Annotated in this window: 21 protein-coding genes; 10 read left to right on the forward strand and 11 right to left on the reverse strand. The window is 73.5% G+C overall.

Annotated features, from left to right (window positions below; genetic code table 11):
- Positions 1 to 52: 52 nt before the first annotated feature.
- Together ABH925_RS12980 and ABH925_RS12985 are read right to left on the reverse strand one after the other, a co-directional pair.
- Positions 53 to 3298 (reverse strand): NACHT domain-containing protein, encoded by a 3246-nt coding sequence (locus ABH925_RS12980; protein ID WP_370147596.1) that lies wholly within the window; start codon positions 3296 to 3298, stop codon positions 53 to 55.
- A gap of 6 nt (positions 3299 to 3304) precedes the next feature.
- Entirely contained in the window at positions 3305 to 3646 is a 342-nt protein-coding gene (locus tag ABH925_RS12985) for a trypco2 family protein (protein WP_370147597.1), read from the reverse strand.
- 100 nt (positions 3647 to 3746) lie between these two features.
- Here ABH925_RS12985 and ABH925_RS12990 point away from each other — a divergent pair, with 100 nt between their 5' ends.
- The gene (locus ABH925_RS12990) at positions 3747 to 4172 is read left to right on the forward strand and encodes a GNAT family N-acetyltransferase (protein ID WP_370147598.1); all 426 of its coding nucleotides are present in this window, start codon (positions 3747 to 3749) and stop codon (positions 4170 to 4172) included.
- 64 nt (positions 4173 to 4236) lie between these two features.
- Here the strand turns inward: ABH925_RS12990 and ABH925_RS12995 are convergent, their stop codons facing one another.
- The 4 genes from ABH925_RS12995 to ABH925_RS13010 all read right to left on the reverse strand — a co-directional run bounded on the left by ABH925_RS12995 (position 4237) and on the right by ABH925_RS13010 (position 8875).
- Positions 4237 to 5136 carry a type IV toxin-antitoxin system AbiEi family antitoxin domain-containing protein gene (locus tag ABH925_RS12995; RefSeq protein WP_370147599.1) on the reverse strand — a complete coding sequence of 300 codons (900 nt, stop codon included), beginning with the start codon at positions 5134 to 5136 and terminating at the stop codon, positions 4237 to 4239.
- A gap of 103 nt (positions 5137 to 5239) precedes the next feature.
- Positions 5240 to 6346, reverse strand: a complete 1107-nt coding sequence (locus ABH925_RS13000; protein ID WP_370147600.1) for a ferritin-like domain-containing protein — start codon at positions 6344 to 6346, stop codon at positions 5240 to 5242.
- Positions 6347 to 6502: 156 nt separating this feature from the next.
- Complete coding sequence (locus ABH925_RS13005) at positions 6503 to 8065, reverse strand: aldehyde dehydrogenase family protein (RefSeq protein WP_370147601.1); 1563 nt, start codon at positions 8063 to 8065, stop codon at positions 6503 to 6505.
- Between the two features lie 204 nt (positions 8066 to 8269).
- Positions 8270 to 8875: a TetR/AcrR family transcriptional regulator gene (locus tag ABH925_RS13010; protein WP_370147602.1), complete on the reverse strand. Its 606-nt coding sequence runs from the start codon at positions 8873 to 8875 to the stop codon at positions 8270 to 8272.
- 176 nt (positions 8876 to 9051) lie between these two features.
- On the opposite strand from ABH925_RS13010, the gene ABH925_RS13015 reads away from it, so the two are divergent.
- Positions 9052 to 10707, forward strand: a complete 1656-nt coding sequence (locus ABH925_RS13015) for a DHA2 family efflux MFS transporter permease subunit (protein WP_370147603.1) — start codon at positions 9052 to 9054, stop codon at positions 10705 to 10707.
- 43 nt (positions 10708 to 10750) lie between these two features.
- Here ABH925_RS13015 and ABH925_RS13020 read toward each other — a convergent pair whose 3' ends face one another.
- Entirely contained in the window at positions 10751 to 11749 is a 999-nt protein-coding gene (locus tag ABH925_RS13020) for an A/G-specific adenine glycosylase (protein WP_370147604.1), read from the reverse strand.
- Positions 11750 to 11980: 231 nt separating this feature from the next.
- On the opposite strand from ABH925_RS13020, the gene ABH925_RS13025 reads away from it, so the two are divergent.
- Positions 11981 to 12844 (forward strand): hypothetical protein, encoded by an 864-nt coding sequence (locus ABH925_RS13025; protein ID WP_370147605.1) that lies wholly within the window; start codon positions 11981 to 11983, stop codon positions 12842 to 12844.
- 42 nt (positions 12845 to 12886) lie between these two features.
- Here ABH925_RS13025 and disA read toward each other — a convergent pair whose 3' ends face one another.
- A complete protein-coding gene (gene disA / locus ABH925_RS13030; protein WP_370147606.1) occupies positions 12887 to 13993 on the reverse strand; it encodes a DNA integrity scanning diadenylate cyclase DisA in 1107 nt (368 codons plus the stop codon).
- A gap of 73 nt (positions 13994 to 14066) precedes the next feature.
- Entirely contained in the window at positions 14067 to 15473 is a 1407-nt protein-coding gene (radA, locus tag ABH925_RS13035; protein WP_370147607.1) for a DNA repair protein RadA, read from the reverse strand.
- Between the two features lie 162 nt (positions 15474 to 15635).
- Here radA and ABH925_RS13040 point away from each other — a divergent pair, with 162 nt between their 5' ends.
- The 3 genes from ABH925_RS13040 to ABH925_RS13050 all read left to right on the forward strand — a co-directional run bounded on the left by ABH925_RS13040 (position 15636) and on the right by ABH925_RS13050 (position 19010).
- Positions 15636 to 17489: a hypothetical protein gene (locus tag ABH925_RS13040; protein WP_370147608.1), complete on the forward strand. Its 1854-nt coding sequence runs from the start codon at positions 15636 to 15638 to the stop codon at positions 17487 to 17489.
- Positions 17490 to 17587: 98 nt separating this feature from the next.
- A complete protein-coding gene (locus ABH925_RS13045) occupies positions 17588 to 18133 on the forward strand; it encodes a SigE family RNA polymerase sigma factor (RefSeq protein ID WP_370147609.1) in 546 nt (181 codons plus the stop codon).
- The gene (locus ABH925_RS13050; RefSeq protein WP_370147610.1) at positions 18117 to 19010 is read left to right on the forward strand and encodes a hypothetical protein; all 894 of its coding nucleotides are present in this window, start codon (positions 18117 to 18119) and stop codon (positions 19008 to 19010) included. The genes ABH925_RS13045 and ABH925_RS13050 overlap by 17 nt, the downstream gene beginning before the upstream one ends.
- A gap of 40 nt (positions 19011 to 19050) precedes the next feature.
- Here ABH925_RS13050 and ABH925_RS13055 read toward each other — a convergent pair whose 3' ends face one another.
- Positions 19051 to 19779 carry a hypothetical protein gene (locus tag ABH925_RS13055; RefSeq protein WP_370147730.1) on the reverse strand — a complete coding sequence of 243 codons (729 nt, stop codon included), beginning with the start codon at positions 19777 to 19779 and terminating at the stop codon, positions 19051 to 19053.
- 203 nt (positions 19780 to 19982) lie between these two features.
- On the opposite strand from ABH925_RS13055, the gene ABH925_RS13060 reads away from it, so the two are divergent.
- From ABH925_RS13060 to ABH925_RS13075, 4 genes are all read left to right on the forward strand, one after another.
- A complete protein-coding gene (locus ABH925_RS13060) occupies positions 19983 to 20915 on the forward strand; it encodes a Ppx/GppA family phosphatase (protein ID WP_370147611.1) in 933 nt (310 codons plus the stop codon).
- Positions 20916 to 21528: 613 nt separating this feature from the next.
- Positions 21529 to 22344, forward strand: a complete 816-nt coding sequence (locus tag ABH925_RS13065; RefSeq protein ID WP_370147731.1) for a sugar phosphate isomerase/epimerase family protein — start codon at positions 21529 to 21531, stop codon at positions 22342 to 22344.
- Between the two features lie 125 nt (positions 22345 to 22469).
- A complete protein-coding gene (gene ilvD / locus ABH925_RS13070; RefSeq protein ID WP_370147732.1) occupies positions 22470 to 24314 on the forward strand; it encodes a dihydroxy-acid dehydratase in 1845 nt (614 codons plus the stop codon).
- A 146-nt stretch (positions 24315 to 24460) separates the two neighbouring features.
- Complete coding sequence (locus tag ABH925_RS13075; protein WP_370147612.1) at positions 24461 to 24940, forward strand: hypothetical protein; 480 nt, start codon at positions 24461 to 24463, stop codon at positions 24938 to 24940.
- Between the two features lie 7 nt (positions 24941 to 24947).
- Here ABH925_RS13075 and ABH925_RS13080 read toward each other — a convergent pair whose 3' ends face one another.
- Complete coding sequence (locus tag ABH925_RS13080; protein ID WP_370147613.1) at positions 24948 to 26216, reverse strand: hypothetical protein; 1269 nt, start codon at positions 26214 to 26216, stop codon at positions 24948 to 24950.
- Between the last annotated feature and the right edge of the window lie 34 nt (positions 26217 to 26250).

Genomic DNA, 26250 nt, shown 5'->3' on the forward strand with positions numbered 1-26250 from the left:
GGGGGCCGGGCCCTACGGCGTCCGGCGCTGTGCCGTCCTGTGCTGTGAGGGATCAGGGGATGGTGAGGCTGCGGGCCTCCGGGACGAAGCGTTTGCCGAAGCCGAAGATGGAGGGCGACGCGTCCTCGTCGTGCAGATGCAGTTCGACCTCGCAGCCGTGCAGTCCGGCCAGCTGGGAGAGGTCCAGGGTGTCGATCGCCGAGGCCCGGTCGGCCAGGCGCAGGCTCCGCAGGTCCGGGTAGACCCGGGGCAGTTGGTCCAGGCCGGTGGAGCCGAGGGGGAACTGCAGATGGAGTTCGGTGATCCCGGGGAGCGGTTCCTGGTCCCCGAGTTCGGCGAGCCGCTCGTGGTTGACCCGGAGCGAGCTCAGGTCGCGGAGCCCGCGCAGCAGTTCACGCCGTTCCGAGGGGAGGCTGTGCGCCGTGACGTAGAGCAGCCGCAGGTCGCGGCAGCAGCGGAGCATGTGTTCGACCAGTTCCGGCGAGGCGCCGAAGTTGCCGAGGTACAGCCTGGTCAGGCCCGGGGGGAGGCGCAGTTCGGCCTCGCCGCCGCCGCTGTCCTCGGCGTCGGCGTCGGCGGCTATGGCGAACGAGCGCAGTGCCGCCGCGTCGGCGAGTGATCCCATGTCGCCGAGCGCCGGGTTCCAGTGCAGATGGAGCGTTTCCACCGGGCTGTCCCGCAGCGGGGCGAGGCTGATGGCGCCGGGGCAGTCGCTCAGCCAGAGTTCGGACGGGCGGCACCGTCGCAGCAGCGGTGTCAGCCCGAGCGGGTTGGTGACGCCGCGCAGCCGGAGCGACTCCAGCGGGAAGCTCAGCGCGCCGAGCTCGTCCCCGGCCAGTGGACCGATCCACTCCAGCTTGCGCCACGGGCCGCTGCCCGCGAGGAACTCCAGCTGTTCCAGGGAACTGGCGTAGACGCGCGCGCTGCCGTCCTCGGCCATCCGGGAGACCACCTGCTCGCCGTACGCACGGGTGTCGAACCGGATCCAGGACCGGCCGATCTCCTCCCTGACCTCAAGGCTCGGGTGGTCCGCGTAGCGGGCGAGCAGGGGGATCGCCCGGTGGTCGGCGATCTGGGTGGCGGTGATGACGACCGCGTGCGCCGTCGCGTCGCTGAGCCCGTCGGGGCCGGGCAGCAGGTCCAGCACGATCGGGCCCGCGGTCGCCAGTTTCCTGGCCGTGTCGGGGTCGGTGGGCGGGACGAGCCGGGCGGCCGCGTCCTGGATCTCCTGGCGCACGGCCGGGTCGAGCTCGGTGGCGTGCTGCAGGCAGGCCGCCGCGAGCAGATACATCCGGCTGTCCTGCTCGGCCTCCGCCAGCAGCCGGCGCAGCAGCGTGGCGCGCTCGCGGGGACGGGCGTGGCCGACCGCCATCCGCAGCACGTCCTCCCACTGGTCGTCATGGGCGTTGCGGACCAGCACGCCCAGGTCCTCGTCCTCGACGGCGGCCTTGGCGGCCAGGTAGTCCTGGAAGGTGCGGTGGATGAAGTCCAGGCTCTCGGCCGTGGGCCGGCGGAGCAGGCCGCTGCGGACCAGGAGGTGGTCCAGCACCTGTGCCGGCCCGGAGGTGATCGCGGGCATGGAGGGGAGCACGTCCGCGAGCTTGCGTTCGGCCAGGTCGGTGCCGATCTCGGTGGCGCCGTTGTTGACCAGCCACCAGGCGAGCCGCTGGAGCAGCTGGATCTGCTGCTCCAGGGTCAGTTCCAGCCCGCCGATGCCGCGTTCGCGGTCGCGGCGCACCAGCAGCATCTCCAGGGCGGCCGTGTACAGCTCCATCCGGCCCTGCGGGAGGTAGCCGCGCCGGTCGCGGTTGAGGGCGCAGATCAGCGCGCACATCAGCGGGCTGGTGGCGAGGCGGCCCAGATCGGGTTTGCTGAGCATGGCGGCCGTCAGCGCGTCGCGCCACTCGGTCAGGCGCTCGTCGTTCCCGGCGGCGCGGTGCCACTTGTCGAGGAAGACGGCGACGTCGCCGCGGCTCATCGGCAGCAGGTCGAGCTCGACGAAGCCGCTGTGCGCCAGCCAGCCCTCGCGGACCGCGGAGGGTCGGGTGGTGACCACGTAGCGCGCGTCGGGGTAGGCGTCGAGCAGATCGGTGAGCCAGCCCCCGGTGCGGGCGCGGTCGGCCGCGGGGACCTCGTCGACTCCGTCGACGAGCAGCAGGATCCGGCCGTTCTGCAACTGCTCGGTGACCCAGCCGGCCACCGCCTGCGGGTGTCCGGCGAGGGGCTTGGCGACCAGCCCGAGGAACTCCTCGGGCGAGGGGAGTTCGCCGCGGCCGGTGAGGGCGCGCAGCCGGATCAGCAGCGGGACGCAGTTGGCGAAGTCGGCCAGCGACGGCGGCAGTTCCCGGCGTGCGGTGGCCGTGGCCAGCCACTGCAGCAAGGTGGTCTTCCCCGACCCGGCCGAACCCCGCACCAGGATCCGCCGGTGCCCGCTGAGGGCCTGCTCGGCGCGCTGCGGGACCGGCCCCAGCCCTTCCGGGTCGCGGTGGGAGCCGGGGCCGAGCAGTTCCAGGCTGAAGTAGCTCGCGTCCAGCGGCCAGAACTCCTCGTCGTCGCCGCCCCGGCTGAGGCCGATGATGTGCAGGGTGCTGGACTGCTTGACGATGAAGTCGCGCAGCCGCTGCTCGAACTCGTCGGCGGTCGGGGAGAGGCCGACCGTCCTCGGCCGGTAGCCGAGGTCCTCGCAGAGCGCCAGGAGGCCCGGGGAGTCCAGCACCGCCGCCGCAGGAGTGATCTCCACCCGCCCGTGCCGCCACTGGCGGGGATCGGAGCGGACCACCCCGATGAGACGGTCGTCGAGGAACACGCCCGCGCCCGAGAAGCCGGCCCAGGGCGAGCCGCCGTCCGGGCGCGCGGCGGGTGCGCCGTGCGAGCTGTCCAGGGTCTGCCGGTTCCGCAGCATCCCGCTGGCCGGCTTGAGCGTCCCGACCAGCTGCTCCGCCTCCAACTCGCCGTCGTGGTCCCGCTGGACGTGCGGGTACCCGATGGCATGGGCCCCCGGCCGCGGGACGAGGTCCTCGACCCGTCCCCATACCGGTGCATGCCCCTCCGGAGGGTGCCGCTCCCCGTCGGCCAGGAGGTCGCTCCCGGCGAGGAGCAGGGCCGCGTCGCAGTCGTCGTCGTAGCGGGACCAGACCACCTCGCAGGGCACGGGGCCCGGGCCGCCGGGGAGGACGACCTCCGGGGCGGTGTCGCCGAGGACATGAGCGGCCGTCAGCACCAGCCGGGAGTCGAGCAGGTAGCCGCTGCCCTGACCGGCGCCGACGACCGCGGCGATGCGCTCGCGCTGAGGATGCACGAGCCGTCAGTTCCCGTCCCCGGAACGGCCGAAGCGCGAGACGCCGGCCGGCCGGTGGTCGCCGATCTCGATGTCGCGGCCGGTCGCCGCGTCCGTGGGAGTCAGGGTGAAGGACACCCGGTGGGTGGTGCCCTGCGAGCGCTTCGCCTCGGCTTCGGCACTGACCACCCAGGCCTTCACCCCGCCCTTGGCACCTGCCTCGCGGCGGAGTTCGACGGCGAACTCCATCTGGATCGGCCCGACTCCGAAGCGGATGGGGGAGTTTTCGCCCTCCTGCGCGGCCAGTGTCAGCTGCTCGCGGATGGCGCGCACCGCTGCGGAGAGTTCGATCTCCTCGAATCCGGACATGCCGTCCCCCGTCGGTCGGATTTCCTGTGCTCCAGTGGATCTGAAGGTACGACAGGATATGGCCCGACGTCACCGGAACCGATCGGGAGAGGAGTCCGCCATGGCCGACATCCGACGTGCGACGACCATCGCGGAGGTCGTCGCCGCCGAGGGGCTGTACGACGGCCCCGCGCGGCAGGAGGCAGCCGAACGGTTCCTGGCGTCGCCCGACCACCATCTGCTGCTGGCCCACGAGGACGGCCGCCCGGTCGGCTTCGTCAGCGGTGTGGAGGTGACCCACCCCGACAAGGGCACCGAGATGTTCCTCTACGAGCTCGCCGTGGACCCGGCGTGGCACCGCCGGGGCATCGGCCGGGCGCTGGTCCGGGGGCTCGCCGAACTGGCCCGCGAACGCGGGCTGTACGGGATGTGGGTGCTCACCGACCGGGGGAACCCGGCGGCGCTGGCGACCTACCGCTCGGCGGGCGCCACCGAGGAGGAGGACTGCGTGATGCTGACCTGGACCCTCAACCCGCCCAGCCGCTGAATCGACCCGGACCCTCAACCCAGGCCGCTTCCGGGCCGCTTCCGGGCCGGGGCCGGGCCGGCCCTCAGTCGACCCGCAGTCGCTGCAGCGCGGCCCGCACCTTCGCGGCCACCCGTCCGGTCTGCTCGACGTCGGCCCGGCTGAAGCGGATCAGCTCGGCGTCGACCAGCGGCGCCGCGCCGGCCGTCGCGGGCCGTCCGCCCGTCGGCTCGGTGTCACCGAGCAGCGGTCTGCGCAGACCGCGCCACCAGCACAGATCGGTCCTGGTCAGCCGGTGCCCGTGCCGGTCGACGACCGGGTACTGCAGGTCGTCCGGCGGCACCCCGCCGCGGATGCAGTCGAGCCGCGCCAGCGACTCCAGCGGCGACTCGGCCCTGCCGTCGGCCAGCGGCAGCAGCGCCCGGGCGGCACCGGCGCCACGGCGGTAGCGGATCGCCTGCTCCACCTCGGCGGCGGTCACCAGCCGCTGGTGCAGGGCGGAGTCCAGCAGGCACAGACCCTGCCCCTCGGGCACCCGCAGCAGCAGGTCGGCCAGGGTCCGTACGGCGGAGGTGGTCGGCAGGCCGCGCCGGCGGACCACCTCCCCGGGACCCAGACTGGCCACCCTCAGCCGCAGCCGGATGTCAGGACGCGGATGCCGGCCGCGCGGCAGCAGCACGTCCACCTGCGGCATCTCCCGTGGCAGGCCCTGTAGCCGGAGCAGCCGCGCCGCGCCGCCGAACCCGATCACGCTGCTGGGCCCGCAGCGCAGATGCGCGGCCCAGAGCCGGGCCAGCAGCGGCGGCTCGGACCGGGGCCCGAGCCCGGTGGTGAGGTACACGCCGGTGTGCAGCACCAGCCATCGGCCGCGGTGCACCAGGAGCCGCAGCTGCTCCCTGCTGAGCCCGGCCTCCTGGGCCTGACGCCTGAGGATCACGCCACCCTGACGGTAGGCCAGGTCGGCGATGGTGGAGTGAGTGGTCATGGCCCAAGGCTTTCGCCTGGGACGCCACCGGCGCATCTCCGCCTGTGGATAACCGGTCATACGAACGCCGACCCAGGGGGCGGGCCCCGGGCCGGCGGAGCGATCAGGAGGCGCTGCCCTCGGCGATGGCCTCGGCGACCTCGGCGATGCGGGCGGCCTCCTCGGTGGCGAAGCGCTCGGCGTCGAGCTGCTCGGCGATGTCCTCGTCCTGCTGCATCAGCAGGTCGAGGTTGGAGTCGCCGAGTTCGAACACGCCCATGTCCACATAGGCCTGCTGGAGCTTCGGGCCCCACAGGCCGATGTCCTTGACGCAGGGCACGATCCGGGAGAACAGCAGCTTGCGGAAGAACTGCAGGTACTCGCTCTGCTCGCTGATCTCCTCGGCCTCGCGCAGCGGGATGCCGAAGTTCTCCAGCACCTCCACCCCGCGCAGCCGGTCCCGCATCAGGTAGCAGCCCTCGATCACGAACTCCTCGCGCTCGGCCAGTTCGGCCGAGGACAGCTGGGAGTAGTAGTCCCGCAGCGCCATCCGCCCGAACGCCACGTGCCGGGCCTCGTCCTGCATGACGTAGGCCAGCAGTTGCTTGGGCAGCGGCTTGGTGGTGGTGTCGCGCAGCATCCCGAAGGCGGCCAGGGCCAGGCCCTCGATCAGCACCTGCATGCCGAGGTAGGGCATGTCCCAGCGGGAGTCCCGCAGGGTGTCACCCAGCAGCGCCTGCAGGTTGTCGTTGATCGGGTAGAGCATCCCGATCTTCTCGTGCAGGAAGCGGGAGTAGAGCTCGGCGTGCCGGGCCTCGTCCATGGTCTGGGTGGCGGAGTAGAACTTGGCGTCCAGGTCCGGGACCGACTCGACGATGCGCGCGGCGCAGACCATGGCGCCCTGCTCGCCGTGCAGGAACTGGCTGAACTGCCAGGAGGCGTAGTGCCGGCGCAGGTCGGCGCGGTTCTTGGGGCTGAACTTGTCCCAGTACGGGGTGCCGTAGATGGCCAGCGCCTCGTCCGGGAGCCCCAGCGGGTCGTAGGGGTCGACCTCCAGGGACCAGTCGATGCGCCTGACCGCGTCCCACTGCTTGTCCTTGCCCTTCTGGTAGAGGGCGAGCAGCCGCTCCCGGCCGTCGTCGTACTCCCAGGTGAAGCGGGCGGCGCCGGTGGCGGGGACGGTCCAGGTCCCCTCCGTGACGGCATGGGTGTAGAGCTCGTGGGTCGTCATCGGCTGGCTCCTCGGCGTGTGCTGTGCGGGGTGGCGCACGGGCGCTTGAGCAGGGCTCAACCAGGAGCGTCACACGAAGTTACTGACGGGTCAACAGTGTGGCGGACGGTTGCTGCGGAGGGTGCCGCGGTGACTGCCGGGGCGGTGGCCCGGCCGCTAGCGCGCCGGGTAGAGCGAGTAGCCGGGGAAGTTGCCGAAGAGCTTCTCGTCGTCCCCGCCCGGCCCGTGGGTGACCGCCTGCACCAGCAGGTCGCCGCCGACGAACGCGCCCTTCCAGGAGGCGCCGAGGCCGCCGAAGACCTCCTCGCGGTCACCGCGGGACCGCGGCTTGTTGACGCCGACCTTGAAGGCCAGCAGGTCCGGCGCGATCCGGGCGGCGAAGCCCTCGTCGTCGGTGGCGATGCTGGCGACCAGCGAGCCGTTGCCGGCGTTCATCGCGGCCAGCAGCTCCGACTCGGTGTCGACCAGCACCACCGAGTCCAGCGGTCCGAACGGCTCCGAGTGGTGCAGCGCCCAGTTGGGCGGCGGGTCCAGCACCGAGGCGGGGGCCAGGTAGGCGCCGGTGTCCTGGTCCGGCAGGAAGGCGCCCTCGGCCAGGCTGCCCCGGTACAGCGGGACGGCGCGGGAGGTGACCGCGTCCTCGAATCGGCCGCGCAGTTCGCGGGCCTTGGCGGCGTGGATCACCGGGCCGAAGTCCAGCTCGGGCAGCGGCGCGTCGGGGTCGGCGACGGCCAGCGGGTGGCCGAACCGCAGGTCGCCGAGGACCGTCAGGTAGGTCTCCAGGAACGCCGGGAACAGCCGGCGCTGGACCACGTAGCGGGGGTAGGCGGTGCAGCGCTGCTTGGCGTACTCGAAGCCCTTGCGCAGATGCGCCGCGAGCGTGGGCCAGTCGCTGAAGTCCCAGACGCCCCAGGTGTTGAGGCCTTCCTGCTCCAGGAAGTGACGCCGGTTCAGGTCGGCCAGCGAGGTCGCCGCGCGGCGGCCGTTGGCGCGTCCGCCGACGAAGGCCAGCGCGCCCAGGCCGGGGGAGCGGATCAGTGAGTCCGCGATCTGCGAGCCCATCCCGGACAGCAGGGTGACCGGGAGCCCGGCCCGGCGCATCAGCGCGTGGGCCAGGGTGAGGCAGTGGAATCCGCCCTGCGAGGGCGTCTTGGCCACCACGGCGTTGCCGGCCAGCAGCTGCACCAGCTCGGCGTGCACCTGGACGCTCATCGGGTAGTTCCAGCTGGCGATGTTGGACACCGGGCCGGGCAGCGGGGTGCGCGGGGACGCGGTGTCCACGCCGAGCTGGCGGTCGATGTTCTCCAGGTACCAGCGCACCCCGTCCAGCGCCCGGTCCACGTCGGCGCAGGCCAGCCGCCAGGGCTTGCCGATCTCCCAGACCAGCAGCATGGCCAGCAGGTCGCGCTGTCCGGCCAGCGCCTCGACGGCGGCGGCCACCCGGGCCTTGCGCTCGTCCAGTGGAGTCGCGGACCAGCCGCGGTGCTCGGCGATGGCGAAGTCGACGGCGGTGGCGGCCTCGGCGAGGTCGACCCGGGGCGGCCCCGGGATCGGGTGGCCGTCCACCGGGGTGGTGTGGGTGCCGGGGGTGCCGACGGCGTGCCAGTCGCCGCGGACCAGGTTGAGCAGGCGGTCCGGGGTGAACGCCTCGGGGGCGGCGGCCAGGCAGCGGGCGTAGGTGTCGGCCCAGGACGTTCCGGGCTTGAGTCGGAGGGTCACGGTGGCGCTCCCGTCGGTGGGGGAAAGGAGGTGCGCGTGCCAGTGCGAAAAGCGTGCCAGTGCGAAAAGAGTGAACGTAGTCGAGAAAATCAGACTGGCATGAGTTGCGCACCCCCGGTATCGGGCGCGGTGCCGTGTGGCCCTTCTCACGGGCCCTGCCGCCGGCCGTCCGGAGCCGGCGGCCAGAGCTCCGTGGGCGCCGGGTCAGGCCGTGCTGTCGGGCTTGCCGATCCGCTCGGCGATGTCCAGCGCCACCCGCAGCGCGACCTCACGGCGGGCCTCCGGGCCCGGCAGCGTCGTGACCAGCTCGGTGTCCTCGGCGCAGGCCTCGGTGATGAACTGGGTCACGTTGATGGCCATCAGCGAGATGGCCGAGCGCACCCGGTCCTCGAAGGTCGGCTCGGGCCCCTGCATCAGCCGGGTGAGTTCCATCATCCGCTCCTTGAAGCGGGTGCCGACGCTCAGCTCGCGGATGGTGGGCTGGTTCTCGTGGAAGAACCGCAGCAGCGGCTGCCGGTCGGCCATGCCCTCGGCGAAGCGCCGCACGATCTCGTCGCGTACCGCGGGGCTGTACGGCTGCTCCCGGCCCCAGGCGATGGCCTCCTCGATCGGGGCGGACATGGTGTCCACGATCCCGGCGAGGATGTCCTCCTTGGTCCGGAAGTGGTAGTACAGCGCGGCCTTGGTGACGCCGAGGCGGTCGGCGATCTCGCGGAGCGACGTCTTGTCGTACCCGTGCTCGGCGAAGAGCTCCAGGGCGACGTCGATGATGCGCGCCCGGGTGTCTCCGCGAGGTGTCTGGGTAGTCATCTCTTCGCCTGTGTACCTGTCTGATGGGGGGTGCGGCCGCTCCGGGAGTCGTTCCCGCGGCTCCCGCCTGGGACGGGTGAAAACGGGTTGACGACTACCGGCTCTTGAGCTTACCGTGCGCCTGGCACGGGTACTAGCCGGGCGGCAAGTAAGTTCGGGTGTGGGGAGACAGTCGGATGGCTCAGGACCAGATTTCGGGGCAGGCGGGGCCGGGGGGACCGGCCGGACCGGGGCGGTCGGATCCGCCCTCGGCGGCGGAGCCGGACGCCGGCGCGGACCCGGGCGTGCAGGAGGTGCGCAGTCCGCGCGAGATCCGGATCGTGCTCAGCGGCCTGCTGATCGCCATGCTGCTGGCGATGCTCGACAACATGATCGTGGGCACCGCGATGCCCACCATCGTCGGCGACCTGGGCGGCGTCAACCACCTGTCCTGGGTGGTCACCGCGTACATCCTGGCCACCACCGCCTCCACGCCGATCTGGGGCAAGCTCGGCGACCTCTACGGTCGCAAGGGCATCTTCATGGCCTCGATCGTGATCTTCCTGATCGGCTCCGCCCTCTCCGGGCTCTCCCAGAACATGAACGAGCTGATCGCCTTCCGGGCGCTGCAGGGGCTGGGCGCGGGCGGCCTGATCGTCGGCGTGATGTCGATCATGGGCGCGCTGGTTCCGCCGCGCGACCGGGGCCGCTACCAGGGGATGTTCGCTGCGGTGATGGCGGTCGCCATGATCGGCGGACCGCTGGTCGGCGGCGCGATCACCGACCACCTCAGCTGGCACTGGATCTTCTACATCAACATCCCGCTGGGGGCGCTGGCGCTGGTCGTCATCGCACTGACGCTGCGGCTGCCGCAGCAGCGGTCCACCGCGCGGATCGACTACCTCGGTGCAGGGCTGCTCACCGTCGGCATCGTGGCGCTGGTGCTGGTCACCACCTGGGGCGGCCAGACCTACGCCTGGGGCTCCTGGCAGATCGCCGGGATGCTGGTGCTCGCGGCGGTCGCCCTGGCCGGCTTCCTGCGGGTCGAGCAGCGGGTGCAGGCCCGGGGCGAGGAGCCGGTGCTCCCGCTGCACGTGTTCCGCAACCGCAACTTCAGCCTGATCTGCGGGCTGGCGTTCGTGGTCGGCTTCGTGATGTTCGGGGCGATCACCTTCCTGCCGCTGTACCAGCAGAGCGTCCAGGGCGCCTCGGCGACCAACTCGGGGCTGCTGCTGATGCCGATGATGCTGGGGATGCTGGTCGTCTCCCTGGTCGTCGGCCAGGCCGTCACCCGCACCGGCCGCTACAAGGTCTTCCCGGTGATCGGCAGCATCGTGATGACCGTCGGCATGCTGCTGCTCTCCCGGCTGGACGTCGGCACCAGCCGGTTCACCTCCGGGCTGTTCATGGTGGTGCTGGGCGCCGGCATGGGCTTCCTCATGCAGATCACCATGCTGGTCGCGCAGAACAGCGTCGCCCTCAGGGACCTCGGGGTGGCCTCCAGCAGCTCCACCTTCTTCCGCACCATCGGCGGGTCCTTCGGCGTCTCGCTGTTCGGCGCGCTCTTCAGCGACCGGGTGGCCGGCACCATGACCTCCCGTCTCGGCGCGGGCGGCGGCCAGGTCGTGGCCGGACACGCGCAGCTCTCCCCGGCCATGCTGGGCCACCTGCCGGCACCGGTACGGGACGCCTACGACCACGCCGTGGCGAGCGGGGTGCACAGCATCTTCCTGTGGGGCGCGCTGGTCAGCGCGGTGGGGATCGCCGTCTCGGCGTTCCTGGTGGAGGTGCCGCTGCGGGCCACCCCCAAGGCGGCGCCGGAGGCCGCCCCCACGATGGCCGTCGAGGCCTGACCCGGCCGGGCGTCGTCGGGCCGTTGGCGGCGGCCCGGTGGCGTCAGCCGGGCAGGCGGTAGACGCCCGGGGCGACCGGCTCGACCAGGCCGTCGGCGACCAGGCCGTCCAGGGCCCGGGCCCGCTGCACCTGGTCCGGCCAGACCGCGTCCAGCGCCGCCTGCGGGACCTCCGCGTGCGCCTCGCGGAGCACCGCCAGCAGCTTGCCGCGCACCTGGCGGTCGGTGCCGGCGTAGGTCTGCCCCTTGCGCGGCGGCCCGTCGTGCGCCGGACGGCCGGCCTGCAGCCAGGCGCAGTCCGCCGCGACCGGGCAGCGCCCGCAGTCGGGCGAGCGCGCGACGCAGACCAGGGCGCCCAGCTCCATCACCGCGACCGCCCAGGTCGCCGCCGTCTCCGGCTGCTCCGGCAGCAGCGCGGTCGCGGTTCGCCGCTCGGCGGCGCTGGGCGCCGTCGGCGGGAACTCGCGGCCGTCGACCAGCCGGGCCAGGACCCGGCGGACGTTGGTGTCCAGCACCGTGTGACGCCGCCGGTACGCGAAGGAGGCGACCGCGGCCGCGGTGTAGTCGCCGACGCCGGGCAGCGCCAGCAGCGCCGCGTGGTCGGCCGGGACGACACCGTCGTGCTGCTCGGTGATCGCGGTGGCGGCGGCGTGCAGCCGCAGCGCCCGGCGCGGGTAGCCGAGCCGGCCCCAGGCGCGCACCGCCTCGCCGGCGGGCTCGGCGGCCAGTGCCGCCGGGGTGGGCCAGCGCTCCATCCAGGCCCGGTACATGGGCAGCACCCGCTTCACCGGCGTCTGCTGCAGCATGAACTCGCTCACCATGACCGCCCAGGCCCCCGCGTCCGGTTCGCGCCACGGGAGTTCGCGGGCGTTGGCCGCGTACCAGGCCAGTACGGTGCGGTGCAGGGCCGCGGCGTCCTGTACGGCGGCGTCCTGTACCGCACTGTCGTGCGCCGCGCGGGTGTTCACCGCAGCGGTGTTCACTGCGCGGGTGCCGACCGGGCTCCGGCGCGGGGGGCTCTGGTTCACGGTGCTCTCGTTCATGGCGCTCTCGTTTGAGGTCACTTCGATCCTCGCACACGCCGTCCCCCGGCCGGGTCCCGGCCGTTGCGACCGGCCAACCGCCGCCCACGGCCGACGAATCGCGGGGGGGGGTAGCCGAAATGGTGGCAGAGAACCATCCATCCGGTCGATCAGGACGATGATGTGAAAGAAGAGACGCAAGGTACGGCGGTGTTGTGCTGACCGGGGGGTGAACTCTCGTAAGGTTTGCTCGTGCCTTCTTTGCGCAATCCCGTCGGGCCGCTGCCCTCGTCCATCTACTGGCGGCGGCGTCTTGTCGTGCTGGTGGTCCTCGCCGCGGCGTTCGCGCTGCTGATGTGGCTGCTCTTCGGCGGTGGCAACGGGACGGCGAAGGTCGGATCGGCGTCGCCCTCGGGTTCGCATCCGGCCACTTCCATCACTCCCGGGCCGACCGGTTCCGGCAACGGCGGTTCCAGCGACGGCTCGACGGCCGGCAACGGCGGCAAGGGCCCGACGCCCAGCGGCAGCGCGAGCGCACCGGCCGGTACCACCGGCGGCGTGGTGTCCGTCGACGGCGGCACCGGATCGGGCCCGGGCTCGGGTTCTGGCTCGGGCTCCGGTTCCGGCGGATCAACCGCCGCCCCCGGCACGGGCGGTGGCGCCACGCCGCCTCCGGCGAACGCCGCGGGCACGATGAACCTGCCCGCCTGCGCCGCCGCCGACGTCGAGTTGTCGCTGACCAGCACCGAGCAGTCCTACAACTCCTCGCAGTGGCCCGCCTTCCAGCTGGCCGTGAGCAACACCAGCGGGGCCGCCTGCCGGGTGGACCTCGGGGCCGAGTCCGCGGTCGTGGTGGTCAGCAGCAGTTCCAGCCCCCACGTCTGGTCCTCCGGGGACTGCCCGCGGGTGACCGCGGCCCAGTGGTACGCCGTCCCGGCGTCCGGTGCGCCGATCACCGCGGTGTTCCAGTGGGCGCGCACCACCTCCGCCCCGGGCTGCACCCCGGGCCACGGCGGCGCGGCGGCCGCCCCCGGTACCTACGTCGCCCGGGTCGGGATCACCGGCGTCACCGTCCAGCCCTCGCACCAGTTCAAGCTGGCGCCCTTCGGCAGCTGAGGGGACGAGGCCCGCAGGGCGCCGCGACCGGGGGGCGGCGCCTCAGACGTAGCGTTCGAGGATCGAGGACTCGGCGAGCCGGGAGAGGCCCTCGCGGACCGAGCGGGCCCGGGACTCGCCGACGCCCTCGACGGTCTGCAGGTCGTCGATGCTGGCGGCGAGGAGCTTCTGCAGGCCGCCGAAGTGCTCGACCAGCCGCTCGATGACGGTGTTCGGCAGCCGCGGCACCTTGGCCAGCAGCCGGTAGCCGCGCGGGCTCACGGCGGAGTCCAGCGCCTCCGGGGTGCCCGGGTAGCCCAGCGACTTGGCCACCGTCTGCAGGTCCAGCAGGTCGGCGTGGGTGAGGCCCTCCAGATCGGTGAGCACCTCCTGGACGGTACGGCCGCGCTTCGCGGCGCGGTCCGGGAAGTAGTCCCGGGCGACCAGCTCACGCTCCGGCTCGACACCCGCGATCAGCTCGTCCAGCTGCAGCGACAGCAGCCGGCCGTCGGTGCCCAGCTCGATCACGTAGCCGGCGATCTCACGGTTGATCAGGCGGACCATCTCCAGCCGCTGCGCCACCGCCGCCACGTCACGGACCGTCACCAGGTCCTCGATCTCCAGCGCGGAGAGGGTGCCGGCCACCTCGTCCAGTCGCAGCTTGTACCGTTCCAGCGTGGCCAGGGCCTGGTTGGCGCGGGACAGGATGGCGGCGGAGTCCTCGATCACCCGGCGGGTGCCGTTGACGTAGAGGGCGATCAGCCGCATCGACTGGCTGACCGAGACCACCGGGTAGCCGGTCTGCTTGTTGACCCGCTCGGCGGTGCGGTGCCGGGTGCCGGTCTCCTCAGTGGGGATGTTGGCGTCCGGCACGAGCTGGACGCCGGCCCGGACGATCCTGGTGATGTCCTTGTCCAGGACCACCGCTCCGTCGAGCTTGCAGAGCTCGCGCAGCCGGGTCGCGGAGAACTCCACGTCGAGGACGAAGCCGCCGGTGCTGAGCGACTCCACCGTCTTGTCGAAGCCGACGACGATCAGCCCGCCCGTACGGCCGCGCAGGACGCGCTCCAGGCCGTCGCGCAGGGGGGTGCCTGGGGCTACGGCGCTGAGCGAGGCCCGTAGAAGGGCCTCCTCGCGGGAGGAGCGATCCGCCCGTTCGTTGGCTGCCACGGGACGACTCCTCCGGTGGGGGGTGCGGTGTGCGGCTCCGAGTTTACCGGTGGGCGCGCCGGGGCGTGCCTGGTTATCGCTCCGCGGCCCTTTCCGCCGCCCTGGCGGCCCGGCCGCGCCCCGGAATGGCGGCCAGCGCCTCGCCGATGGTGGCCACCTCGACCACCTTCATGCCGCGCGGCACCTTGCCCGGATCCGGCGGAACCAGGGCATGGCTGAAGCCGAGCCGGGCGGCCTCGGCCAGCCTGCGTTCGACGCCGGTGACCCGGCGGACCTCGCCGGCCAGCCCGACCTCGCCGATCGCGACCAGGTTCGGCGGCAGCGGGGTGTCCGCCGCGGAGCTGGCCACGGACAGGGCGATGGCCAGGTCGGCGGCCGGCTCGGTGAGCTTCACCCCGCCCACCGTCGCCGTGTAGATGTCGAGCTTGCCGAGCCGGACCCCGCCGTGCCGCTCGACCACGGCCAGCACCATCGCGATCCTGGGCGACTCCAGGCCCGAGGTGGTGCGCCGGGGGGAGGGGATCTGCGAGTCCACCATCAGCGCCTGCACCTCGGCGACCAGCGGGCGGCGGCCCTCCAGGGTGACGGTCAGGCAGGTGCCGGGCACCGGTTTGTCACGTTTCGTCAGGAACAGTCCGGACGGATCGGCGACCCCGGTGATCCCGGAGTCGTGCAGCTCGAAGCAGCCGACCTCGTCGGTGGCCCCGTAGCGGTTCTTGACGCCGCGGATGATCCGCAGCCGGGCGTGCCGGTCGCCCTCGAAGTGCAGCACCACGTCCACCAGGTGCTCCAGCAGCCGGGGTCCGGCGATCGAGCCGTCCTTGGTGACATGGCCGACCAGCAGCGTGGACATGGCCCGGGTCTTCGACACCCGGATCAGCGCGGCCGTCACCTCGCGGATCTGGGCCGGGCCGCCGGGGGCGCTGTCCAGCTGGGCCGAGGCGATGGTCTGCACCGAGTCGAGCACCAGCAACGAGGGCTGCACCTGTTCGATGTGGCCGAGGACGGCGGCGAGGTCGGTCTCCGCCGCCAGGTAGAGGTGCGGGGAGAGGGCGTTGATCCGGTCGGCGCGCAGCCGGACCTGGCTCGCCGACTCCTCGCCGGTGATGTACAGCGTGCGGTGCCGCTCGCTGGCGGCCTTGGCGGCGACGTCCAGCAGCAGCGTGGACTTGCCGACGCCGGGCTCACCGGCCAGCAGCGCCACCGCGCCCGGGACCAGGCCGCCGCCGAGCACCCGGTCCAGCTCGCCGATGGTGGTCGGGCGGGAGGCCGCGACCGTCGCGTCGACCTGCCCGATCGGCCGGGCGGCGGTGGTCACCGGGCCCGCGGCGGTGGTGCGGACGGCGACCGCGCCGTACTCCTCGATGGTCCCCCAGGCGTTGCACTCGGTGCAGCGGCCGGTCCACTTGGGCGGCGTGGAGCCGCACTCCGTACAGCGGTACGAGGCGCGGGCCTTGGGCGTGGTCGTTCGGGCTGCCATGCCGTGCACGCTACAGGGCAGCACTGACAACGCGGCCCGGGACGGCGGGCGGAGCGGCGCGGCCGGGCCCGGGGCGGGTCGCTGTCCTGCACCGTCACTCGAAAGGGGTACCCCGGGCGTATCGGCCGGTCGGAGCCCGCCGCCGGCCCTACCGTCGATGGGGTGACCACCGACGCGCAGATCAGGCCTCAGCACGGTGCACACGCGGCCCGGACCGGCCCCACCGTCCGGGGCGGCGGACCGCGCTCGCTGGACGACTGCTGGGAGCTGCTGGGCGACGCCCTGTTCACCTACTGCCTGTCGGCGCTCTGCGACCAGGAGGAGGCGGTCGCGGCCGTCCGCGAGGTCCGGCAGCTGTCGATCCGGCACCGCCGTCGGCTGCGCCGCCCCGAGCAGGCGCGGGCGTGGCTCTACGCGCTGGCGCGCTACACCTGCCTGCTGCGGACCGAGGCGGCCCCGACCGGGGCCGACCGGCACGGGGTGACCGGGCGTCACAGCTCGCAGCAGTCCCGGCTGGCCGCGCTGTCCTGGCCGGAGGCGGCCGGGATCCCGCCGCTGCAGCGGGAGGTGCTGGAGCTGGCCGGGCGGCACGGTCTGGACGGGGTGGAGCTGGCCGCCGTGCTCGGCCTGCGGGCCGACCAGGCCGGGGTGCTGACCGCGCAGGCGGTCTGCGAGCTGGAGCGGACGGCGGCGGTGCTCACCGTGCTCGGGGCCGAGGACTGCCCGGAGCTGGCCCGGCTCGCGGCCCGGCGCGGCCCGGTGCTCGGGGCGGCGCTCCGCGGTGAGCTGGTCCGCCATGTCGACGACTGCCCGACCTGCCGGGGCACCGCCGAGCGCGCGGCGGCGGCCGGGCCCTGGCCGGGGACGCTGCGCACGCCGGAGACGCTGGGGCTGGTGCAGGCCCCGCCGGAGACCTGGTCCGCCACGGGCGGGGACGGCTTCTTCGCCGTGCTGGGCGGCGGGCGCTGCCGGCGCGGGCCCTCCGGCGCCACCGGGGCGCCGGAGGCGCGCAGGACCGGCGCGGCGCGCTCCTCTGCGCCGGGGCCGAGGACCGGTGCGGTCGCCCAGGAGATCCGGTTCGACCGGCGCGGCTTCCCGGTGCACCGCACACCCAGGAGCGAGCGGGCGGCGCTGCTGCGGCAGCGGACGATGACCGGCTCGGTGATCGCCCTGGTGGTCGCCGCGCCGGTGGTCGCGCTCTGGGTCGCCCACCAGGGTCCGGGGCAGAGCCCGGAGGAGTCGCCGGTCTCCTCGGTCCAGGTCGACAGCACCCCGACCGGCGGCACCCCGCCGGACGCCGCCCGGCCCGGTGATCCGCTGCCCCCGGGCCCGCCGCACGGCACCGGCGGACACCACGGCGCCGCCCTGGGCCCGCTGCTCACCGGCCCCTCGTCGTCCGGGACCGGAGGGGTCACCCCGCTGGTCGCGCTGAGCGACCCGGCGCCGGGGCTGCTGACGGTCACCGCCGGCGAACTGAACGGCCGCACCGTGGTCACCCTGGCCAACCCCGGCCGGACCGCGGTGGCCTGGCAGGCCGCCACCTCGGCCGACTGGCTGCGGCTGAGCCGCAGCTCCGGGACGGTCCAGCCGGGCGGGCAGTTCACGCTGCTGGTCACCGTCGACGAGGCGCGGCTGCCGGACGCGGCGTGGACCGAGCAGCTGACCGTCGAGCCGTCCGGGTCGGTGGTCGTGCTGCAGGGACCGGGGACCGGGGGACGCCGTGGCCTGCCCCCGCCGGTGGGCGCCCCGTCGACGCCGCCGCCGAGCAGCGCGCCCCCGGTGACCGGTTCCCCGTCGGGAGGACCGACGCCGGCCCCGTCCGGCTCCGTCACCAGCCCGGGTTCGGGTTCGGGTTCCGGCGCGGGCTCGGGCGCGGGCAGTCACCCCCCGAGCCCGTCGGCCAGCCCGTCCGCCACCGCGACCCCCTCCGCCACCGCCTCGGCCACCGGGGCGGGGTCCCCGTCCGGGGCCGCTCCGTCCGGACGGCACCGCGCGCCCTCGGTCGTGACCGGATAACGGTCGGGTAACGGCTGTCAGGCTCGTGCAGCGGGACCGCACCGTCCCACCGTCAGGTCGGGTACGGGGGAAGCGGGGACCTGGAGTGGGGGGATCGGATGCGTGCCGCTGAGACGGCGGAGTTCGCCGAGTTCGTCCACTCCAGGTCCGCTGCGCTGTTCCGGACCGGACTGCTGCTGACGGGCAGTCGGGAGGTGGCGGACGACCTGGTGCAGTCCACCCTGGAGCGGGTCTGGCGGCACTGGGGGCGGGTCGCCCGGGCGGACTCGCCCGAGGCCTACGCCCGGCGGGTGCTGGTCAACCTGGCCAACGACCGCTGGCGCGGGCAGCGCGGTGGCACGGAGGTGCCGCTGGAGCAGGCCGGAGCACACGACCGCGGCGTCGACCCGTACCGGCAGGTGGTGCAGCGGGACGAGCTGATGCGCGCGCTGCACCTGCTTCCGGTGCGCATGCGCACCGTGCTGGTGCTGCGCTACTACGACGACATGTCCGACGAGGGCATCGCCGATCTCCTGCGCATCTCGGCCTCCACGGTCAGGTCCCAGGCCGTCCGGGGGCTGGCCAAGCTGCGGGAGGTCGTGCGCGGAGCGGAAGACGTTCGAGGAGCAGAGGGCAGGGTGGCGGGCAGTGAACGAGCCGGGTGACATCGAGGTGGAACGGGAGCTGGTGAGAGCCATGAACGACAGTGCCGGGAACGAGCCGGTACCGGCCTACGACCCGCAGCAGCTGGCCGCGTCCGGGCGGCGTCACCGCCGGCAGGTCTGGGCGCTGGCCGCGTCGGTGGCGGCGGTGGCCGCGCTCGGGGCCGGGCTCGCCGCGCTGCTGTCCGGCGGAGGCCCGTCGCACACCGTTCCCGTGACGGCCGGCCCCGCCGCCCCCCGGCCGGTCGGGTCGCCACCGGCCTCGGCGCCGGACGCCGCTCGGGGATGGGCCACGATGAGGACCGTCCTCCTCGCCGCCGAGCGGTACGAGAACCCGGCCACCCGCGGGACGGTGCAGCTCGGCCAGGTGGCGGCGCTGTTCACGGACCAGGCCGCGTTCACCCGGGTCTGGGGCAGCGGCGGGCTCGGTGCCACCTGCGGGGCGGTGGCGGACGGCGCGCTGACCATGGACCACAGCGGCGTGCTGCTGTACCGGGGCTCCGTGCAACTGCCCGACCACGCGGCATTCACCTTCGACGACCGGACCGGCAGGATCAGCGGAGTCTCCTGCGGCAGCGGGCAGCTGCCCGGAGGCCTCGGGCACCAGACGATCGCCGCGGTCTTCGGTTCGCAGGTCTCCGGCGGGAAGGCCGGTGACGGTCTCGTCGGCCCGCAGGTCAGCAGCCTCGACTGCTCCCCCGCCGACCGGCCCCTGACGAACTGGTACGGCGACATCGCGACCGGCGGCGGCCTCGCCGTTCCTCCCACCTGGCAGTGGCAGGTCACGCTGAACGGCGACCAGGCCGACGGCCCCCTGTCCGCCGTCGTCGACCACACCGGGCTGATGACGCAGGCCACCTGCCCGACGTCGTCGCCGTAGCCGCTCGCTCTGGCCGGGCCCGCCCCTCCGGGCCGCCGTCTCAGTCGGCGGGATGCGGGGCCAGCGGGCCGCCGGGGGCGGCGAGGTGCTGCTCGCACAGCCGGGCCAGGACGGCGTAGCCGCCCGCGCCCATCAGCTCGGTCAGCTCGGGCCGGTAGCTGAGGTAGACCGGGTCGGGGCCGACGTGGGCGTCCGGGCTGCCGGTGCACCACCACTGCAGGTCGTGGCCGCCGGCGCCCCAGCCCCGGCGGTCGTACTCGCCGATGGTGACCTGGAGGTAGCGGGTGTCGTCGGGCCGGTCGATCCAGTCGTAGGTGCGCCGGACCGGCAGCTGCCAGCAGACGTCCGGCTTGGTCTCCAGCGGCTCCTTGCCCTCGGCCACGGCGAGGGTGTGCAGCGAGCAGCCCTCGCCGCCGGGGAAGCCGGGCCGGTTCAGGAAGATGCAGGCGCCGTCGACCCGGCGGGTGCGCAGGTCGCCGTCCTCGTCGGGCTCGCTGATGCCCTTGGGGCCGTTGCCCTGCTTGTGGAACTGCCAGGTCTCCGGGGTGAGCCGGGCGGCGTGGCCGAGGACCCGCTGCCGGTCGTCCTCGTCCGACCAGTGCGCGCCGAGGGTGCAGCAGCCGTCGCCGGCGCGGCCGGGCCGGATGCCGTGGCAGCCGCGCCCGAAGACGCAGGTCCAGCGGGAGGTCAGCCAGGTCAGGTCGCAGCGGAAGACCTGCTCGGCGTCCTCGGGGTCGGCGAACTCCACCCACGCCCGGGGGAAGTCCAGCGGGACCTCGCGCTTGCGGGCGGCGGCAGCGGCCTTCTTCGCAGCCTTCTCGACTGCCTTGCGATCGGTGAGCGTCACGTCTACTGCTGGCACCTGGCCAACCCTACGTCCTACCAGCGGATCCCTCCGGAACGGATCGCGTTCGGGGCCGGTTCCGGCGGTGCGGGTGAGTCGCCCGCGCCGATCGCGTAGCGTGGCCGATTATGCGACTCGGCGTACTCGATGTGGGATCGAACACTGTCCACTTCCTGGTGGTGGACGCGCACCCCGGTGCTGCCCCCGTGCCTGCGTACTCGCACAAGATCGAGCTGCGGCTGGCCGAACTGCTGGACGAGGGCGGCGCGATCAGCGAGGAGGGCGTGGAGCGGCTGGTCGACATGGTCGCCTCCTCCATGCGGGTCGCCGAGGACAAGGGCGTCGAGGAGGTCCTGCCGTTCGCCACCTCCGCGGTGCGGGAGGCGGTCAACGGCGAGGAGGTGCTGAAGCGGGTCCAGCGCGAGACGGACGTCGACCTGCGGGTGCTCTCCGGCGGCGACGAGGCCCGGCTCACCTTCCTCGCGGCCCGGCGCTGGTACGGCTGGTCCGCCGGCCGGCTGCTGCTGCTCGACATCGGCGGCGGCTCGCTGGAGATCGCCTGCGGGCTGGACGAGCAGCCCGACTCGGCGGTGTCGCTGCCGCTCGGCGCCGGGAGGCTCACGGCCGGCTGGCTCCCGGGCGACCCGCCCGAGGCGGACGCGGTACGGCGGCTGCGCCGCCATGTCCGCGCGGAGATCGCCCGCACCGTTGCCGAGGTGTCGCGGCTCGGCACGCCGGACCGGGTGGTCGGCACTTCGAAGACCTTCAAGCAGCTGGCCCGGATCACCGGCGCGGCGCGGGAGGGGGAGGGGCCCTTCGTGCCGCGCCGGCTGACCCGGGCGGGCCTGGCGGCCTGGATGCCGCGGCTCGCGTCGATGACGGCGGCTCAGCGGGCGGTGCTGCCGGGGGTGTCGGAGGGCCGGGCGAGACAGTTGCTGGCCGGCGCGCTGGTCGCCGACGGCGCGATGGACCTCTTCGGTGTCGAGGAACTCGACATCTGCCCCTGGGCCCTCCGTGAGGGCCTGATCCTGCGCAGGCTGGACCAGATGTCCGGCGAGTAGGCCGAGGTCGGGCCCGGATCCGCCTCCGGCGTGGACCGGCGGCGGACCCGGTGCGGACCCCGTACGGAGGGCCCCGGGTAGCGGAACCTTCCGTGTGCTGCCCGGCGGACGCGCATACGCTGTGTCCGTGGCGGATCCAGCGGGCGAGAACCGGAATGTGGAGGACCGCGCCGAGGAGCAGCCGCCCCGCCGGGCGCGGGCGGCCAAGGCGGGGGCCGCGAAACGGGCGGTCGCGGTGAAGGCGGCCGCGGCGAAGAAGGTGGCGGCGAAGAAGGTGGCGGCGAAGAAGGTGGCCGGAACGGCCCGGAAGACCACCGCGGTCAAGCGGTCGGCCGCCCCCGCGGCGAGCGACCCCCAGCAGGACGCGCCGCAGGAGCAGCAGGCCCGGGGCGGGCGCCCCAAGCGCAAGCAGGCACCCGACCAGGACACGGCGCGCGGCTCACAGCCGGAGCGGGACCAGCGGCAGGATCCGGAGCAGCACCCGGACCGGGCGCCGCAGCAGGCCCCACAGCCGCAGCCGGCGGAGGCGGAGCCGTTGCTGGGGTTGCCCAGTCCCGCCGTGCTGGCGCGGGCGCGGGACCGGGCGCTGCCGCCCGGCCGCCGCACGTCCCCGCTGCTGGTCCCGGACGCCAAGGTCGCCCTGTCGACCGCCTCGGTCTACCCGGAGAACACCGCTGCGGCGTTCGAGATGGCCGGTCGGCTCGGCTACGACGGCGTCGAGGTGATGGTGTGGACCGACCCGGTGAGCCAGGACATCGACGCGCTGCGCCGCCTCTCCGACTACCACGGGGTGCCGATCCTCGCGGTGCACGCGCCCTGCCTGCTGATCACCCAGCGGGTCTGGGGCACCGACCCGTGGCAGAAGCTGGTCCGGGCCCGGGCCGCCGCCGAGAAGCTCGGCGCCTCCGCGGTGGTGGTGCACCCGCCGTTCCGCTGGCAGCGCCAGTACGCCCGGGACTTCGTGCAGGGCATCTGGCAGATGGCCGGGGAGACCGACGTCCGGTTCGCGGTGGAGAACATGTACCCGTGGCGCTACCGGGACCGTGAGGTGGCCGCCTACGCGCCGGACTGGGACCCCACCACCGAGGACTACCGGCACTTCACCGTGGACCTGTCGCATGTCTCGACCGCCCGTACCGACGCGCTCGCCATGCTCGACCGGATGGGCGACCGGCTGGCCCACGTGCACCTGGCGGACGGCAGCGGCTCGGCCAAGGACGAGCACCTGATCCCCGGCCGGGGCACGCAGCCCTGCGCGGAGCTGCTGGAGCGGCTGGCCCGCTCCGGGTTCGGCGGCCATGTCGTGCTGGAGGTCAACACCCGCCGCGCGGCCGGACCGGTCGAACGCGAGGCCGACCTGGCCGAGGCGCTGGCCTTCACCCGGCTGCACCTGGCCGCCTCCGCCCAGGTGGGTTCCGGACGGCACTGACCCGGGCGGGGACCGCGGGCCGGGGGTCGGAGAGCGACCGGACGGGTCCCGCATCGCGGACACGGTGTCCGACTCGCGGGATCGCGGCGTAGGCTCGTTCGTCACAGACGAAGGAGATGAGCACAGTGCCCGAGCTGAGGTCGCGTACGGTCACCCACGGTCGCAACATGGCAGGAGCCCGTGCCCTCCTCCGGGCCGCAGGTGTGGCCCGCGAGGACTTCGGCAAGCCCATCATCGCCGTCGCGAACAGCTTCACCGAGTTCGTGCCGGGGCACACGCACCTCCAGCCGGTGGGCCGGATCGTCTCCGAGGCGATTCAGGCCGCCGGCGGCATCCCGCGCGAGTTCAACACCATCGCGGTGGACGACGGCATCGCCATGGGCCACGCCGGGATGCTCTACTCGCTGCCCTCCCGCGACCTGATCGCCGACTCGGTCGAGTACATGGTCGAGGCGCACTGCGCGGACGCGCTGATCTGCATCTCCAACTGTGACAAGATCACGCCCGGGATGCTGATGGCGGCCCTGCGGCTGAACATCCCGACCGTGTTCGTCTCCGGCGGTCCGATGGAGGCCGGCAAGGCCACCCTGGTCGACGGCACCGTCCGCAAGCTCGACCTGGTGAACGCGATCTCCGACGCGGTCAACGAGAACGTCTCGGACGAGGACATCGCCCGGATCGAGGAGAACGCCTGCCCGACCTGCGGGTCGTGTTCGGGCATGTTCACCGCCAACTCGATGAACTGCCTGACCGAGGCCATCGGCCTGTCGCTGCCGGGCAACGGCTCGGTGCTGGCCACCCACACCGCGCGCAAGGCGCTCTACCAGGCGGCCGGCCGCACCGTGGTGGAGATCACGAGCCGCCACTACGGCCAGGACGACGGCACCGTGCTGCCGCGCAGCGTCGCCTCCCGGGCCGCGTTCGAGAACGCGGTCGCACTGGACATCGCCATGGGCGGCTCGACCAACACCATCCTGCACCTGCTGGCCGCCGCGCAGGAGGCGGAGCTGGACTTCGACATGGCCGACATCGACGCGCTGTCGCGCCGGCTGCCGTGCCTGTCCAAGGTCGCGCCCAACGGCGAGTACTACATGGAGGACGTGCACCGCGCCGGTGGCATCCCGGCCATCCTCGGCGAGCTGTACCGGGGCGGGCTGCTCAACGAGGACGTGCACACCGTGCACAGCCCGTCCATGGCCGACTGGCTGAAGAACTGGGACATCCGCGGCGGCTCCCCGTCGGCCGAGGCCGTGGAGATGTTCCACGCCGCACCGGGCTGTGTCCGCTCCGCGAGCGCCTTCTCCCAGTCCGAGCGCTGGGACACGCTGGACACCGACGCGGTCGGCGGCTGCATCCGCGACATCGAGCACGCGTACTCCAAGGAGGGCGGCCTGGCCATCCTCTACGGCAACCTGGCCGTGGACGGCTGCGTCGTGAAGACGGCGGGAGTCGACGAGTCGATCTGGACCTTCCAGGGCCCGGCCGTGGTGGTCGAGTCCCAGGAGGACGCGGTCGAGGCGATCCTGACCAAGCGGGTGAAGGAGGGCGACGTCGTCGTCATCCGCTACGAGGGCCCCAGGGGCGGTCCGGGCATGCAGGAGATGCTGTACCCGACCTCGTACCTGAAGGGCCGCGGCCTGGGCAAGGCCTGCGCGCTGGTCACCGACGGCCGGTTCTCCGGCGGCACCTCGGGCCTGTCCATCGGCCACGCCTCGCCCGAGGCCGCGTCCGGCGGCACGATCGCGCTGGTCGAGAACGGCGACCTGATCACCATCGACATCCCGGCCCGCTCGATCCGGCTGGAGGTCTCCGACGAGGAGCTGGCCGCGCGCCGCGCCGCGCTGGAGGCCGGTGACGGCTACCGCCCGAAGGCGCGGGACCGCAAGGTCTCCGCAGCCCTGCGGGCCTACGCGGCGATGGCCACCAGCGCCGACAAGGGCGCGGTGCGGGACGTCTCCCGCCTCGGCTAGCGGCTGCGCCCGCAGGCGAGGCAACTGAGAGCCACAGCAGGGGCGCGAGGAACTGCGCTGCCAACCATGCACCTCCGTAGAGGGCTGGCAGCGCACGCAGTTGAACCAGCAGAGCCCCGCGCCCCTGCTGCCGCATACTCGGAGGCGTGTCCGACACCGAACCCCGCCCCGACCCGATCCGCTACTTCGGCACCCGCTGGGTCACCCACGACACCGGCTACTGGCTGCGCCGGGTAACGGTGAGCGTCGGCGCGCTGGCCGCCGCCGTCGCCGGGGCGCTGCTGATGCGGCTGGGCGTGCAGGGGGTGTTCGACTCCGGCGCCGGTTCGTCGGTGAACCTGCTGCTGGTGGTCGCGGTGCTGATCTGCTCGACGGTCGCCGCGATCCGCAGCTGGAACGTCTTCAGCAGGGGCAGGGAATCGCTCACCGGCTGGATGGCCGACGAGAAGTCGGTCGGCCCGATGCTGCTGATCGGCTGCGTCGGCGCGCTGCTGGCCTACTTCTGCCGCAGCCTGCTGGAGGCCCCGGGCGAGGCGGAGAAGCGGGCCCGCTACGAGCTGGCGCTGGCCGCCCACGCCCGCCGCCGCGCCCCCGCCCCTGCGGGCGGGAAGCGCAAGCGGCGCTGACGTCCGGTCAGGTACGGGAGAGCTGGCCGCAGGTGCCCGGCTGCTGGGCGGTCGGCGGCTTGCTGCGGTCGTACGGGTCGACGGCGGGGCCGCTCGCGGACGGCTCCCCGCCGGTACCCTGCGGCGCTGCCAGCGGGAACTGCGGGTTGATGAACCCGTTGGAGACGCCGCAGGCACTGTTGGCGAGGTCCTGGTTCATCTGGCTGATCCACAGCGTGTGCGGGGTGTGCTGGTACTGGACCCCGTCCGGGATGTCGACGTCCAGGACCCGGCGGATGATGCTGCGGGCCACGTCGGTGTCGTTGCCGTTGCCGTCCTGCAGCCAGGAAGCCGGGGCCACCGTGCTCAGCGGGGCGGCGACATCCGGGTGCGGTCCCGGGCGCAGCGGGTAGACGAAGCTGTAGTCGGCGTGGATGGCCAGGCCGTTCTTGCCGTCACTGGTGAAGGTCATCTCGCCCTGGACCTTCACCACGGTGCCGTCGAGCACCGCTTGGTCCGGGTTGAACCGGGTGAACAGCTCGGTTCCGTCGCCGTCCTTGGCGTTGGGGTGCGCCAGCTCCGTGCGGAGCGAGCTGAGCAGCTTCTGCTCCAGCGGGTCGATCAGCCCCATGGCCGCGGTGGGGGCCGCGCCCGCCAGCAGAGCCGGGTCCAGGTTGGAGTCGACCAGGAACTGCTTGGTCAGGTTCAGGTAGGAGGCCACGCTGGTGCTGCTGTAGGTGCCCACCGCATGCGCTGTGGGGACGACGATCGCGCTCGCGCCCTCGGGCCAGTTCGCGGCCGGGGAGCCGACGAAGGGGTGGGCGACCGTGGGGACGGCCGGGTCGGCCACCACGGTGGGGGCGGCGGTGGGCGGCGCGGTCTCCGGGGCCTGCAGGCTGGGGGTCGCCTGAGCCTGGCCGGCCGCGTAGTCGGGGGCCTTGCCCGACAGGTGCTTGCTCAACCAGTCGTGCACGGCTCCGGCGTTGAGGCCGACCAGCACCAGCGCGGCGGCGAGCAGCGCGATCACCGGCGCCTGCCAGCGTCCCCGGGGCTTCCGGGATCCGACGAGGGACGGTTTGGGCGCCCGCCGGTACCAGCGGCGCTTGGGCGCGGTGGGTTCCGCGCGCCAGGAGGTGTCGGCGGGCGGCGAGTGCTTCCACTTGGCGGCCAGGCCACGGGCCCGGGCCGATCCCTCCTGTTTCGTGGCGCCGCGCACGAAGTCCTCGTCGAGGACAAGTCCTTCGAACGGGTCGGAGCCTTCGGAGGGAGGTGGCTGGGGATCGTCGAGTGTCGGCACCGCGACAGTATCCCGAAGATCAAACATCTGTACC

This window comes from Streptacidiphilus sp. EB129 (assembly GCF_041262645.1).
Taxonomy (GTDB): Bacteria; Actinomycetota; Actinomycetes; order Streptomycetales; family Streptomycetaceae; genus Streptacidiphilus.

What these genes read in the sequence shown, in the direction of transcription:
- ABH925_RS12985 (WP_370147597.1), bottom strand. Translation starts at nt 3,646, where the DNA reads ATGTCCGGATTCGAGGAGATCGAACTCTCCGCAGCGGTGCGCGCCATC.
- ABH925_RS12990 (WP_370147598.1), top strand. Translation starts at nt 3,747, where the DNA reads ATGGCCGACATCCGACGTGCGACGACCATCGCGGAGGTCGTCGCCGCC.
- ABH925_RS12995 (WP_370147599.1), bottom strand. Translation starts at nt 5,136, where the DNA reads ATGACCACTCACTCCACCATCGCCGACCTGGCCTACCGTCAGGGTGGC.
- ABH925_RS13000 (WP_370147600.1), bottom strand. Translation starts at nt 6,346, where the DNA reads ATGACGACCCACGAGCTCTACACCCATGCCGTCACGGAGGGGACCTGG.
- ABH925_RS13010 (WP_370147602.1), bottom strand. Translation starts at nt 8,875, where the DNA reads ATGACTACCCAGACACCTCGCGGAGACACCCGGGCGCGCATCATCGAC.
- ABH925_RS13015 (WP_370147603.1), top strand. Translation starts at nt 9,052, where the DNA reads ATGGCTCAGGACCAGATTTCGGGGCAGGCGGGGCCGGGGGGACCGGCC.
- ABH925_RS13020 (WP_370147604.1), bottom strand. Translation starts at nt 11,749, where the DNA reads ATGAACGAGAGCACCGTGAACCAGAGCCCCCCGCGCCGGAGCCCGGTC.
- radA (WP_370147607.1), bottom strand. Translation starts at nt 15,473, where the DNA reads ATGGCAGCCCGAACGACCACGCCCAAGGCCCGCGCCTCGTACCGCTGT.
- ABH925_RS13045 (WP_370147609.1), top strand. Translation starts at nt 17,588, where the DNA reads ATGCGTGCCGCTGAGACGGCGGAGTTCGCCGAGTTCGTCCACTCCAGG.
- ABH925_RS13060 (WP_370147611.1), top strand. Translation starts at nt 19,983, where the DNA reads ATGCGACTCGGCGTACTCGATGTGGGATCGAACACTGTCCACTTCCTG.